Annotated in this window: 12 protein-coding genes; 5 read left to right on the forward strand and 7 right to left on the reverse strand. The window is 41.9% G+C overall.

The genetic code is table 11. The annotated features are described in order from the left end of the window. Positions 1 to 38: 38 nt before the first annotated feature. Positions 39 to 1085 carry a hypothetical protein gene (locus LEP1GSC192_RS15020; protein WP_020770847.1) on the reverse strand — a complete coding sequence of 349 codons (1047 nt, stop codon included), beginning with the start codon at positions 1083 to 1085 and terminating at the stop codon, positions 39 to 41. Continuing rightward, positions 1082 to 3232, reverse strand: a complete 2151-nt coding sequence (locus tag LEP1GSC192_RS15025) for a carboxy terminal-processing peptidase (protein ID WP_020770780.1) — start codon at positions 3230 to 3232, stop codon at positions 1082 to 1084. The genes LEP1GSC192_RS15020 and LEP1GSC192_RS15025 overlap by 4 nt, the downstream gene beginning before the upstream one ends. A gap of 100 nt (positions 3233 to 3332) precedes the next feature. Between LEP1GSC192_RS15025 and LEP1GSC192_RS15030 the strand changes: the two genes are divergently transcribed. Together LEP1GSC192_RS15030 and LEP1GSC192_RS15035 are read left to right on the forward strand one after the other, a co-directional pair. Beyond that, on the forward strand, positions 3333 to 3926 hold the full coding sequence (locus tag LEP1GSC192_RS15030; protein WP_020770749.1) for a hypothetical protein: 594 nt from the start codon (positions 3333 to 3335) through the stop codon (positions 3924 to 3926). A gap of 6 nt (positions 3927 to 3932) precedes the next feature. Beyond that, a complete protein-coding gene (locus tag LEP1GSC192_RS15035; RefSeq protein WP_020770642.1) occupies positions 3933 to 4169 on the forward strand; it encodes a hypothetical protein in 237 nt (78 codons plus the stop codon). A gap of 178 nt (positions 4170 to 4347) precedes the next feature. On the opposite strand, the gene LEP1GSC192_RS15040 is transcribed toward LEP1GSC192_RS15035, so the two are convergent. Beyond that, complete coding sequence (locus tag LEP1GSC192_RS15040) at positions 4348 to 5484, reverse strand: DUF1343 domain-containing protein (RefSeq protein ID WP_020770860.1); 1137 nt, start codon at positions 5482 to 5484, stop codon at positions 4348 to 4350. A gap of 175 nt (positions 5485 to 5659) precedes the next feature. Between LEP1GSC192_RS15040 and LEP1GSC192_RS15045 the strand changes: the two genes are divergently transcribed. Next, the gene (locus LEP1GSC192_RS15045; protein ID WP_020770789.1) at positions 5660 to 8194 is read left to right on the forward strand and encodes a Crp/Fnr family transcriptional regulator; all 2535 of its coding nucleotides are present in this window, start codon (positions 5660 to 5662) and stop codon (positions 8192 to 8194) included. A 247-nt stretch (positions 8195 to 8441) separates the two neighbouring features. Here the strand turns inward: LEP1GSC192_RS15045 and LEP1GSC192_RS15050 are convergent, their stop codons facing one another. Both LEP1GSC192_RS15050 and LEP1GSC192_RS15055 read right to left on the reverse strand, forming a co-directional pair. Continuing rightward, entirely contained in the window at positions 8442 to 9320 is an 879-nt protein-coding gene (locus LEP1GSC192_RS15050; RefSeq protein ID WP_020770707.1) for an SDR family oxidoreductase, read from the reverse strand. A 437-nt stretch (positions 9321 to 9757) separates the two neighbouring features. Continuing rightward, a complete protein-coding gene (locus LEP1GSC192_RS15055; protein ID WP_020770770.1) occupies positions 9758 to 10444 on the reverse strand; it encodes a hypothetical protein in 687 nt (228 codons plus the stop codon). Positions 10445 to 10721: 277 nt separating this feature from the next. On the opposite strand from LEP1GSC192_RS15055, the gene LEP1GSC192_RS15060 reads away from it, so the two are divergent. Then, entirely contained in the window at positions 10722 to 11090 is a 369-nt protein-coding gene (locus LEP1GSC192_RS15060) for a hypothetical protein (RefSeq protein ID WP_232421032.1), read from the forward strand. Further along, positions 11087 to 11587, forward strand: a complete 501-nt coding sequence (locus LEP1GSC192_RS15065) for a hypothetical protein (protein ID WP_020770840.1) — start codon at positions 11087 to 11089, stop codon at positions 11585 to 11587. Before LEP1GSC192_RS15060 ends, LEP1GSC192_RS15065 begins: the two co-directional genes overlap by 4 nt. A 178-nt stretch (positions 11588 to 11765) precedes the next feature. Here LEP1GSC192_RS15065 and LEP1GSC192_RS15070 read toward each other — a convergent pair whose 3' ends face one another. Beyond that, positions 11766 to 12821 carry an alcohol dehydrogenase gene (locus LEP1GSC192_RS15070; protein ID WP_020770714.1) on the reverse strand — a complete coding sequence of 352 codons (1056 nt, stop codon included), beginning with the start codon at positions 12819 to 12821 and terminating at the stop codon, positions 11766 to 11768. A gap of 4 nt (positions 12822 to 12825) precedes the next feature. Further along, a complete protein-coding gene (locus LEP1GSC192_RS15075) occupies positions 12826 to 13767 on the reverse strand; it encodes an alpha/beta hydrolase (protein WP_020770740.1) in 942 nt (313 codons plus the stop codon). Positions 13768 to 13841: the final 74 nt, after the last annotated feature.

The raw sequence follows: 13841 nt of genomic DNA on the forward strand, positions 1-13841 counted from the left end.
ACCAAGTATGCACGATTTTTAAGAACAATGCAACAGAATCATTTAGGAACATACCTGGATAAAAAGGTAGAATTCGCCTTATTCCATTGCGCAATCAAAGTGGACCTTTGCTTGTTTAATGTCTGGTTGGTCTTATTGAACTTATCCGCCAATTGATTGGTCTCGGCTACAAGTTTATTATATTGATCCACATCTTCTTGGGTTTTATCCTTGGCACTTTTCAAATCGAACGCTTTTTTGTATTTTTCGAATTGTTCTTTTTTTAGTAAAAACTCGGTTAAAACAGGAAATTGTTCGGACGCCTCCGTTTTATAAAAAATTAAGGCATTTTTGCAAGCGACAAGTAAGCTGGAATCTCCCTCATACGCAGGAATTTTTTCCAATTCGGAAAGACCTTCTTCTGCATATTTCTCGAGAGTTGAACGGTTCTGCTCTATACCGTTTAGATCGTTCTTATTAAGAGCATCCAATAGATACATTTCCTGTTTGTAACTTTTGAAATCGACCAAGTAGACTACTCCTTGGTAATTCAAAACTTCCGACGCCTTTTTCAATTTAATGCTAGTAGGGTCCTGTTGTTCTATGAGTTTAATATTATTATTAGAGGCGAATTCTTTTTCTTTTTCTTTCAGCTCATCGCCTATCTCTTTCAGTTTTTCGTTGGCCTTTTTTTTGGCCAACATATAGGCCTCCATCGCGTCGTAAGATTCCTCTGCAACTTCCTGTAAGTTGACTAGTTTTCCGTAATCCTCTCTTAGAATAGTGTACATGGTATTCAGATATTTTAGTACAGAATTTTTATAGTCGGAATTTCCATCGTATGGAACGGCTTGATTCGCATTTAAGATCGCTTTTTCGACGGAAACGATGATCGCTCGTCTTTTGTTTTCTACCAAAGAGGGATTTTTACTATGAGCGATTGCCTGCACATAAGCTAAGGTTTCTTTTCCGATCTGCTCACTCGGACCGGTGAGTTCGTTCATATGTTTTAAAGCGGACGCGGAGTCTTTAGCGAAAATTTTTCCAGTGAGAATAAAACCGAAGATTATGAATAGAATGAATGTTTTTTTAAGTGATTGTTTCATTTTTGACCTTTCCTTACGTATGTTTGCATATAGTCCTGCATAATTTTATATGCTTCGTCTATGTATAGATCCTCTTCCAATCTTGTTTTTCTTTCCGAATTGATCTCTTTCGTATAAGAATCCATCTTTTCCAGACTTTGATCGAAAGAATGAGTATCTACGGTAAAACTATTCGATTTCCTCCTGGTTGCGGCCTGATACTCCTCGTAAAATTTTGCTAATTCCGAAAATTCTTCAAAAAAATCCCCACTATCCAAAGAGATGAGATCCATAGATTTTATTTTTTTTCGAAGTTTAGAAGAAAGTGAACCTATCTTGGAAAAATTCGGATCGTCGTCGACTCGATCCTCACTATCGTCTTTGATATCCGAAAGGCCCAGATCGGGGAATTTTTTATAAGTTATTTCTTTATAGATCTGTTCCGTTCGGATCGCTTCCGGCACGTCCTTTTCCCTTCCGGACAGATCGGAAAGATCAGGCAAAGGAATATCGGGAATGACTCCCTTTTGCTGGTGGCTCATTCCCTGGACACCAAAATACAAATGAGTGGTCAATTTTAGAAAATCAGAATTTCCTTTCCTATTCTCTTCTAGAGGGAGAAGGATTTGAGAAGTTGCCTTTCCATAACTCGGACTTCCGATCACCAAAGCCCGATTGTAATTTTGTAATGCAGAAGCTAAAAATTCGGAAGCGGAAGCGCTTTGCCCGTTCAGCAAAACGAGCATAGGCCCGTCATATATAGTCCCCCGATTCGTATCCTTTATTATGATCAATTCTCCATTTGATGATTTTTGCACGAATAAAGGCCCTTGGTCTACGAAAATCCCAGCAAGATCTATCGCTTCTTCCAAAGAACCTCCTCCATTATTTCTCAGATCCAGGATCAGCCCTTTAATATTATCTCTTTTTAATTTAAGGATCTCTTTTGCAATATCCTGAGCACAACCTCCCCCCTCCGTTTCCCATTCCGTATAAAATGCCGGTAAATACAAATAACCTATTTTGTGTTTACCGTTCAAAATGTAACTGGAAATGGAATTTTCTTCCAGACCCATTTTTTCTTGGATCAGGTGAACATTTAAGACTTGTCCGTCACTCTTTCTGACTTTAAATACTGCCTTTTTAGTCTTAATCCCGGAAAGTATGGATTCCATTTCTCCAGGAGAAAAATCGGAGGTAACAACCGTTCTATTCTTATCATCAGGAAATCGAACTTCTAAGATCCTATCCCCCCGGTTCATTTTTTCGGACCTCCAAGCTGGACTTCCCGGGATTAATCTTTCTATCTTTGTGTCGCCAAAAAAGCTACGATTAAAAACGATCCCAAAAGAATATCCTTTTGAAGAAAGAGAAGATTCAAACCTTTGTTTTTCGGATGCCGAAAAAAAAGTGCTATGAGGATCAAATTTTTCTAATATAGAATTTAAGAATATAGATTCCAAATAAGGCTCAAAACCGTCAGGATGCTCCAGAATATTTTTGATCCTTTCTTTCTCCCTTTGAATGACTTCCTTTCTAAGTATTTTTTCCGAGGCAAGCAAACCGTTTTGAAAGTCCTCCTTTTTGGAAAAAGGTTCCGAGTAAAATTTAGAAGATAAAACCTTGTATCTAAGATAACTTACCCATCTATCCTTCCAATCCTCCTTATTTTTAGGAAATACCGTTTTTCTTTGGGGATAAAATTCGAATTCTCCTTTCGTAACGAAAGGGGAATTCGATTTTTCTAATTCATTTAGGTAATCCTCAGTGGCCTTAAGACGCTCTTTAAAGAGATTTAATGAATTTGAGAAGAAGGAGGAAATTTGGCCTACTTCTTCCGACTCCAATCGAAAGGACCTTCTTCCCAATAGATCCAGATCTTCTTTGAGAAAATAAAATCCCTGCGGATCCAGACTCATCCAAAAGGAACGTTTGACTTCCTCTGATAAACTGGGTTGGATCCTGGATCTTGCCAAATAGTGATGCTCTGCCACTATGGAAAGGACCTTTTTGACCTTTTTTTCCGTGTTTGAACCCTGGCCGGTCTGCGCGGGAGCGGAGATAGAAAAGAGAAGAAGTATAAGTAAGACTTCCTTCTTACGTAAATATGAAAGTTTGGAAAAGTACACTGAAATACGTATCTCTATCGGAGCAAAAAATTCGATCAATCCATTTACAGGTCCACTCTTTCCAAAAACGGATCAGGAATGCTTGCAATCTTTTCTATTAGAAAGTATTGTATGGAAAAAGGACCTAGGAATATCTAATATGAGTAAAGGTTACCATTCCCGCTCTCCGGAAGAATTCCAGGATTTCCTGCGCAAAAGTAGGGATGCAGGCAAATCCAAAAACCGTTCCAAGTTAATCCTTTTTTTTGACGTTATACTATTACTGTTTATTTTCTCCGTAGTAGCCAAACTTTTAAATCCTTTGGCTTTTAGCGGACAAACCGAGTCCAAGGAAATTTCTTCCGGTTTTGTGAGTTATCGTCTTTCCTCCAGTAAGGAAAATTCCAAGGAATTTCCGATCTTCTTCCTTTTTTTGAAGAACAAAGGAACGGAACGTCTATCTTTTCCGAACGAGGGAACCAGGATCCGGGTTTTTATAAAAAGCGGAGATCTGAATTGTTTGGAAGATTCTTGGACCTTAGCATCTAAAACTTTGGAACCTGGTAGTACGAATTTTTTCCGGTACGAAATTTCTTCCGAACGTTTCTCCGCTCTTCCTCCGGAATGCAGAACTCACGAAAAGTCCATGTGGAATAATATTACCGGCGCCTTCCAAGGGGTAAAAAAAAGGTCCTTTCATGCGGAAATTCTACGAAAAAACGAAAACATTTCTTTAGAAATCCCTAATTTTTGAGATATCATGAACGAAGAGATCCAAACATTAAACAAGATAGTCGCCATTGTTGACGAAAAAGCTTCCTTATTCAAAAAAGATTGGAGTCATATGCCTAAGATTAGGGCAGTAACCGAGAAAAAGTTGATCTTGGATTTGATAGAGAATGCTCTTCAATTAGCAAAGAATATCCGTCCTACTCCCACGGATCTTTTGGGAGATTTGCAAAAATTAAAGGCAGAGTTTTCTAGACTTCCACTTTGATGATATCGACGTTGGAATTCCAACAAAGTAAGATCTAAAAATTTGTTGTATAGATTTGAATTGTATGATAAAGGAGCAAGGGCTCTCCCACGGGCCCTCCTCCACCACCCGAACCTGGGCGGGGGCGATCTCCGTACCCAAGTTGGATCTCCTACATCAAAGCGACACGATTATACTTTTAACAGTAATGTTTTGTGACCTTCTTCCATTTTTTTTCCGTATCTTCCAGATAATCTTGGATCTCCGAGTAGGATCTTTTTCCATCTAGATAATCCAGAAGGAACCGGTCTCCTACCAAAAGTTGGATCGCCGGTAGATCGGATCTGAATTCATAAGGGCCTTGTAGGAATTCAAACTGATTCGGATAGAATTCTCTCAATATGCGAATAAGCGATAATCCGAATAGCAAGCTATGGAATTTTTTAGGTTTATCTAATAAGATCTGGTAACCTCCGCAAACTTTTCCCGCATGTTTATGGAAAGTCGGAATAAACTTTAAAGGTCGAAGTCGAAAGATCCCTTTTTGTTTTTCTTGCAGTTTTTCCAATAATGATCCGTCCAGATCGTCGATATATGGTGCACCGAATGTTTCGAATGGCCGAGTTGTCCCTCTCCCTTCCGATAGATTGGTTCCTTCTAAAAGACAAAGCCCAGTATAAACGTAACAAGTTGTTTGGGCGGGAATATTAGGAGAAGGCGGGACCCATAAGAACTCGGAACTCTTTTTTGGATACAGATCCAATCGATACAGTTCTAGATCCAGTTGGAATGTATCTTTATAATATTCCAGAAGGCCCGCGGCAGAGAGGCCATGTCGGTGTAATGTGCCTTCTACGCCGACGAATGATGAAAATTTTTTTTCTAAGGGAGTCCCTTCTATTTTGGGGCCTGCGGGATTTTTTGCATTCGATATTAAAATCCGAGGTCTTGGTTTTCCTTTTTTGGCGAGACGATCCGCCGCCTGCATCGCGTACAATGCCGAGGTCAAAAACGTATAATAACGAGCGCCTACATCTCGGATGTCTACGATCAATGTGTCCAGATCGGATAGGGCATCTTCGGTAGGAGTAAGAGTTTCCTCGTTATCTCCGTACAAATTTAATACTTCCGTTTCTCCCATATTATAAATAAGCCCGCTTCCGGAGACCTGGTCTTGTAGCTCTGCAAAAAGTCCATGTTCGGGTAAAAAGAGTTTTTTGAGTCCGAACTCTTTCTGAATAATCCGGAAATGATAGTCGCCTTTCCAACCGTATGCGCTTTGGTTGGTGAGCATTCCGATGGATTTGGCATCGGAGAGAATTTTGTTTTTTTTCATTTTCTAAAGAGGTTTTTTCCGGGAATCTATAGGAGTCAAGCAGGACTATCTAGCGCCTTAGTCTTGGAAATCTTTTGCCTTATCCGCAAGGTCCTTTTTAGAGATTCCTTTAAAAAAGAGTTTCCATTCTTAGGGAAGGATAGTTTTCTTCTTAATTTGCCCCAACAGCAATCGTATGGCATTAGATACAAGCGTACCAAATCAAAAAGTAACAATAAAAGCCGGGACGGTTTTATTTCCGGAAGGAAGCGCCGCGAATTCTCTCAACGTATTGCATAGCGGAGCCTTGCGTTATTTGGTAGAAGCTCCCGGTTCCAGAAAACTGGAGTTATTCAAAATTTCAGGAGCGAATTTGACTCCTGGTGCCTCTGCACTTTTCGGCAGCGGACGTTATCCGTTTACTATTGTTGCGGAACAAGACTGTGTGCTCTCTACGTATGTTATGTCCCAGTCTACTGTTGGTCGTTCTCTCGCAGCCAGAAGTTCCTTGGGCATCATGGTGGGTCGTTCCCTTTTGAGAGAGATCACCGAGTCTTTCAAAAGAGTGAACCAACTCAGAAAGATCGCTTCCGACATGGGAAAGACGAACGATAATCTTTCTCTTCTGTATTATCAATTCAACCCGAGTGTTTTTCCGGATATCAAACCCGGACAACCGATCGCGGATCCAAGTTCCGACATTGTGGATCCGGTACTCCGACTAACTCGGGAAAATTTAAAACATTATTTCGATAATGGTGGAATTCTACCGGAGAGACCGACTGCAAATTATGTAGAAGAAGATCATTCTCAGCTTTTGGTCAAATATTATCCGGAAGAAATAGAATTCCAAGACGGGGAATTTAATTTTGTCCGTAAGATCATCTTAGCGGACCCGAATCTTCTGGCACAATTATTCGCTCCCGACCCGACTATGGTTTCCTATGTTTGCGACAAACTCGGAAGGGTGCAGAACAATATTACGGAAAACGCGAGAAACATATTAGAAGAATTAGATGAAAATTTCTCTCTTCTATTAGGCGGAGTAGAAAGCCTTACTGAAAAATATTTCCTAATCTTGGATATGGCGGCGAACGGTTATGCAACCGCTCCTCCCGAGTTTGTGGTCCCGATTTTACAGGTTGTTTCCCAAAAAATAGAAAGGGCTCTTGCAGGTCATCAGGCACTTTTCGGTTCTGCTGTCCCAACCCCTTCTCCTAATATTAAACCGTTTTTAGAAAAGACAATCGGTCTTGCTAAAAAATTCGAAACATCTAATCCGACTGCAAAAGCGGCCTCGAACGGGGGTGGAGTTTCCGTCGATGGTTCCGCAGATGCGACTGCAATTCGAAAAGAATTGGCAAATTCCGCATCCACGATCATCCAATTCTCAGGTATGGGTGGAGATGCTATCAAAGAGTTTTCCGCGATGATGGTAAAACTCAAGTCCTTAAAGAATCCATTGGATTCCGACAACGATACTCGTAAATTAAGAAGGTCCATTACAAAAACTTACTTCGATATTTACGCTGCATGCTTCCAAAAGTATATCAACTCAGGGAAGAATGTCCCAAAACCGGTAGACCTGATGTTGAAATACGGTTTCTTCGACGAAACTTTACTAGATGATTCGCAGTTGGTATTCATGTCCACGTTCAAGGACGCGATCACCTCCGCTTCGGATATTCCGATCCATTACGGAACGGAATGGTTGGAAAAAATTTATAAAAGAGAATGCCCAACTTCCCTGGACGAACTCGGTCAGAATTTCTTCGACAAAGTCAAGATGGACAACCGAAATGCGGTTTTCAAAAAAGAATCCGATCTTCCCCCGGATATAGATAATCCGGAAGCCAGATTAAAGTTCGAGTTCGGTGCAATGTATGAGGCGAACGTTAGACTCACCACCGGTTCCTTGGCGACTTATTTGCCGATCCTCACAAAGTATCACTCTCAAATCCCTCTAGGCAAAGCGTACGTGACTAAAAAAATGCTGACGGATACGATCCACGATATTATGGCTGTGGACTTCTCCGTATTCAACAGAGAGGTGATCTATAATAATCCGGAAATGGGGATCAATAAGGAGTTCGTTCAAAGGGCGATCGTTCCGGATTTTGTGATCGTTCCTTCGATCGGCAGCAAGATCATGATGTGGCAGGAACTTTCCATTCACAGAGGTTCCGGTTCCAAAGAAAGTAGAGGTAGGATCGTTCTCCCTATTTTTGTCCAAGGTGATCTAAAGTCCCTTTTAATCGATGCGTTTGCAGCATTCCGATGGGAGCTTTGTAAAACGATCTTAGGTCCTGAATGGAATAACGTAGGAAATCCATCCATCACTGCAGACTATATGGACTATGTTCAGTTCTACAAGAAAAACAAAGACCTTTCCATAGAGATCAAAGAAAAGTTAGCTGCCGAATTCAAACGTTTCCGAAACGAAAGAGATATTTTTGCAAACGATTACCAACTTTGGATCAAGTACGAAGCGGAAGGTGTGCAACGGTTGAACCGAGTGGTCCGCGGGATTTTTTATCGACATATTCCGTTTGCAAGAACGATCCGGGAGAAGGTCTCCAAAATGCCTGCCTTCGGAGAGATCAATAATAGGTTCGTGAATATTCGGACCCGAAAATTTACCGAGCTGGAAAACAGATATAAAAAATATATCAATGCTTTGGGTAGTCTTCCGGATCCGCTTCGCGAAAATTTGGAATTCTATCGAGTTTAATGGGGCGACTCTTCGCTTCGCGAAGATCGCGCTGCTTCGATTTCGCTAACGCTCATCCCGGGCTTTGCCCGGGACTAAAGATCTACGCATCGCTGTCGCTTCTGAACTCCAAGATACAACTCTCAATACCGTGTTGGAGTTCAGACACTTCATTTGGACCTCTTGTAGGAACTCCTACATACGATAATTCTGTCTAAACTCCGGTTTGTAGGAGCTCCTACAACTTAATCGAAATCTGTTTTCTATCTTACGAGACTAAAACTGATTTATTTTCTTTGAGTAACTCAGTCACGTCCTGAAGCGCTTCTCCGATCAGATCTTTTGCGGACGAATTTACTTCTTTCAAATAACCTTCTCGAATAGAAACGTCGAAAGAAGCCAAAGCATCCGCCATCGGTTTTGGAATTCCAGCTCCGATGAAGGCCTTCGAAAGGTCTTCCGCAGAAATGTCCACGTAGGAAACGGGTTTGTTCACTAGATCCGAAGTGAATTTTGCAAGTTCCGAATACGTCCAAGCCTTAGGTCCGCCGATCTCTAAAATTTTATTTCCGGAATCGGAGGAAAGTAAAGCAGCGGCTGCCGCCTTAGCACAATCCTTCCTGGATATATAGGCACAGGCCCCATTTCCACCCGAACCGTAAATGGAACCGCTTGCAACTGCATGTTGTAATTTTGGGATCAAATAATCAGAATACATATTGTTCCGAAGAATTGTGTATGCGATTCCGCTTTGTTTGATCTTCTCTTCGGTTCCCTCGTGCTCGAATGCAAAGGTGACCGGGATTTCGTCGGCTTTTGCCAGAGAAGTATAAAGAATTCGTTTTGCTCCGACTTTTACTGCGGCATCGACCGCATTACTATGTTCTTCTATCCTATTTCCGATATTGTCCGTGCTAATGATCAGGATCCGATCCGCGCCTTGGAATGCGGAAACAAGACTTGTCGGATCGTCAAAGCTTGCCTTTCTTACAGTTACCCCTTTTTTTGCAAAGTCCGCTAAACTTTCCGGCTTACGCGTTGTAGCAATGATCTTGCTATGACCTTTTTTTAATAATTCCTCTAGGATAATTCTTCCCAGATGGCCGGAAGCTCCGGTCACGAGTACTGTTTCGGATATTGTGCTCATTTGGATCCTTAAACCTGATTCGGTCTCGAGTTAGATTTAATTTGTTAGACTACTTGAAACAATAAAAGTTACAAGTAAATTTTAAGCTTCCTGATCTATGTGTGAGATTGTTCCTCTTTTTTAGTTCGCACAGAGGGCACCGAGATCGCAGAGTTCTTTTCGCTGCGGCCAAATTCAGAGTGTTAATTTTAGCAAGGCTTTCGATTCAGATGAATGGTTTTGATTATAACTCTTCTCTCGTTTGGCCTTTGGCCACCGACTCGCTAAAGCCGTCGGTGCCTCGCTCCCTATGGGGTCGCTGCGGCAGGGATACGAAGGGCTTTAGTCCAGGCAAAGCCTGGATGAGCGTGAGCGAACCCGAAGTAGCCCGTCCGAGCTTTGCTCGGAGCCGCCCCGTTACGTTTGCAGGAACTCCTACAAGCGCACTTAAAAGGAGGTTAAACTTCTTCCAATAGATAAGGACGAGTGTATTCTCTTACGATCTCCACCACGAAACGTCCCCAAGACTTAGGATCTTCTTGGGAAATTTCTACCTGGCGGACTTTCGGGAAATATGCCTGAGGTTTAAATGCAGTATGAGTGAGTTCCATGGCTCTTAGATAATTATCTACTCGTTTGACCCGTACGAAGTTCAGCAATTCACCTTGGATCTTATCTTGCGGTATATAACCGATGATGATCAACCTGGGAAATAACGACTTTTTAAGAAGATTGATGAAGTCTCCGAAACTATCCACACGATCTATAAATCCCTCATAAGCTCCACCGCCCAAGTTCATGATCTGGGTTACGATATCCATGGTGAAGGAAACACCTTCCGCGGAGGTCATGTCGGAGATGATTACGATACCTTCGTCAGGTTGGAACGTTTTGAATTCGCTGGTTGGTTTAAAATGACGTCTAAGTAATTTTGCAGTGGAGATATCTATCTCCGCCGCTTTTGGAACTAAAACTTTTCCAGCGGAATCGGAGATTGGTTCTCTAGTAATCAGGTATCTTTTTTTAGCTGCGTTCTGGTTCATCACCCGGAAGGCTTTCACCTTCTCTTCCAGCTCGTCCAGAGTACAATACCCTATTTTTAAAACGTTTTCTCTCGCGCGTTTTTTGAGATCTATGTCTTCCATACGAGTTTTTGGTGGCCCGGAGGAACCAGCTTAAACGAGGTTCCGAATTTCGCGAGAATTTACCGGGGATCCGGGGAGAGTATATAAAAAAAAACCAAGTCTGAAAAGCCCTCTTTTGGCTATGCAAAAAAACCGCTTGTCCCCGGAATGTGCGCTCCTTGAATGGGGAGGAATGGTCATTCTCCCCATTTTAACTCGCTCAAAAGCCGGAATAAAGATTCAGTTTTGGAAGGGAATCCTCCTTCTATCCTGCCTAACCTTGGTTTCCTGCTTTTCGGTGGAATTTATCCAGGAAGGAAAACCGGGAGAGACAACACTTGTATCCCATAAAGCGGGATGGGAGCAGATTGAGATCCTGAAACATCCCCCAAAACGTAGGAATTACAAAACATACGGAAGACTGATCGTTCGGAACTTCGGGGACGGTCGCATAGAAAAATTCTATTACGAAAAGATTAAAAAAGAACTTTTTGACAGAGGTATGGACGGAATGTATCTCGCAAATGTAGGAATGGTCCCCATTCCCCCCACAATTTTTCAAACCGGCTCCGCGGAAGGGTATACTACTAATATGGCGGAGATCTCAAAGGATGCAAAAGTTTTGGAAGGGGTCGCATTCCGTTACAGAGAAAGGGAAGAAGAATGACGGCGAGACGTTTGGACAGCGAGATAAAGGTTTTGCCTAACGGAGATTGGATCTTCCGCGAGGCCAAGATAGAACAAAAAGACGTACTCGAGTATTTCCGCAAGAATCTAAAGGAGGCGGAAGACGGGATCTACATTGACAATCAGTACGGAGAATTTTCCGAAAACGGATATTTGGAATTATTCGGTTATCCGTTAAATCTGATCCGGATCTGGGAAAAGGACGGAGAATTATTTTTTTTAAGCGATTCCGGAGAAGAATTACCACTCTCATCTTTGCAGATCGCAGCGGATTCCGAAGGAGAATTATTCGCCAAGAAAAAGGATCATCTTTTTCTAAAGTATAAGATTGCGAGAAATGTTTCTTCCACTTTAAGCGAATATTTATCCGAATCCCCCCAAGGCCTAAAACTTGTATTACAAACCGGGGAAATTCCGATCTTAGAAACCAACGAAAATCCGAAGGTATCTCTTCCTCCTGAATTTCAAAATTTGTAGGTTTTGTTTCGCACTGAGAACACAGAGCTCACTGAGCTTTGTAAAATCATAATTCTTCTTAGTTTAGTGTTTTTTTGGAATGAAACAATCTGCATAAGAATTCACACACTAAGCCGCAAAGTCCTTAACCAACCCTCCGTGTTCTTTGTGAACTCTGTGCGAATATAAAAAAATAGGTTCATTTCCGGGATAGAACCAGTCTTCCCAAAACTTTCCCGGAAGATAGATCGTTCAAAGCCGAATCCGCATCTTTTAAATCCCGGACCTGTACCGGAACAGGACAGATCTTTTTCTCGGATACAAGTTGTAGTAGTTCTTTCAGCTCTCTCGGAGAACCCGTATAACTTCCACGAATTGTCAAACTTCTGAGAGAAAGGATCGGGGTCGGGATCTTTAACTCTCCACCAAAAAGCCCGACCCCGATCAAGATCCCATTCTTTTTCAAAAGTGAAAATCCTAAGGAAGAAGTGGCGCTATTATTCACAAAATCGATGACTGCGGAAACTCCCAGGGAGCCTGAGATCTTCTTTATCTCGGTCGCAGCATCTGGATGAGAAGAAGGAACTGTATAAAATCCGAGCCCTTTTAGTTTTTCCAAACGGGACTCTTCTAGATCCAAAAAGATCACCTTTGTATCCGTAAGAAAGGGAATCAATTGAGAAGCGAACATTCCAAGGCCGCCCGCTCCAATGATCACCAAAGTATCCGTTTTTTTAAGCGGCAGTGCCTTCTTCAAAGCGCCATAAGCTGTGAGTCCTGCACACGCATAAGAACAAGCGTATTCGGGAGAAAGATCGTAAATATCTAAAAGCCATCTTTCATCCGGGACCAAAATCCGATCCGAATAACCTCCGTCTTGATAAATTCCCAAGGATTTAGGAGCGGAGCAAAGTTGAGGATTTCCGGATTCACATTCTTCGCAAGTACCACAACCGATCCAAGGATAAACTAACTTGATCTCTCCAACGGAAACGGAAGTGACTTTAGGTCCTTTTTTTAAAACTCGGCCGACAACTTCATGACCTGGAGTTAGGGGAAGTTTAACCCCTCTGTCTTTTACGAATAGTTTGTCTTCTCCGCCTATTTTATAGTATCCGTCTCGTAAGTGAAGGTCCGAATGACAGACTCCGCAAGAGATCACTTCCAATAATACCTCGGTATCTTGCGGCTCCGGATCTTGTTTTTCTTCCCATTGTAAAGAAGAACCGAATTCCACCAATCTAACACTTTTCATTTTTTTAAAGTAACGCCTCTTTTCGTCTGAAAACACGATCCATTTCTGCAGAAATCATTCTCAAACCTTCTTCCGGAGCCTTGAGAAGATTCACCTTCGTAAAAAATCCATGAGTATATCCTTTAAATTCTTTGAACAATACGGATACGCCGGCTTCTGTTAGTTTTTCTGCATATAGTTTTCCATCATCTCTAAGAGGATCGATATCAGCTATAAATACAATCGCGGGAGGAAGATCCTTCCAATCTTTTTGAAATAAAGGAGAAGCTTTCGGATCCGATCTAGTATTCGGATCAGGAAGATATTGAGTGATAAACCATTCCATATCTTTTTTTGTAAGACCGGGGCCGAACTCGAATTCCTTATAAGAATCAGTATTACAGATCGTTTCGGTAACAGGATAGATCAGGATTTGCAGATCGATTTTCGGACCGAACAGTTCTTTGGCTCGCATAATGGTAGAAGCAGCCAAATTCCCACCTGCACTATCGCCTGCCACCACCAAGGGAAGATCTTTCCAAATATTTTCCTTTTGATTTGATATCCATTCCAAAGAAGTATAAGCATCTTCCAGTGGTAGAGGAAACGGGAACTCTGGAGCCAATCTATAATCTACAAGTGAAACGATACTGGAAGTGATTTCAGCAAGTTTGCGTGCGAATGGATCGAAATCTTTTAATCTTCCGACCACCCATCCGCCTCCGTGGAAGTAGAGAATTTTGGATTTAGGTTCCGTTCTTGGGATATAATTTTTTATGAATACGCTTCCGTCCTTAGAAGGAATGGAGAAATCCAGGATCTCCTTCACGAGCGGACCTTCCCCCAAAAGTTCTCCGATTGCGGAATAACCTTCCCTTCTTTCCTGGACGCTTCCCTGAGTAAAGCCCGTAAGCCCTTTTGAGGAAATTAGGTTTGCATATTCCAACATCTCCGGAGCAAATTCCATTCTTTTCTCCCTTTCGAACGAGTAAGAAGGAAAAGTATATTAGAAATCCGACGATTTGTCGTTCCAGATTATAG

The organism is Leptospira sp. B5-022, assembly GCF_000347035.1.
GTDB classification, from domain to species: domain Bacteria; phylum Spirochaetota; class Leptospiria; order Leptospirales; family Leptospiraceae; genus Leptospira_B; species Leptospira_B cinconiae.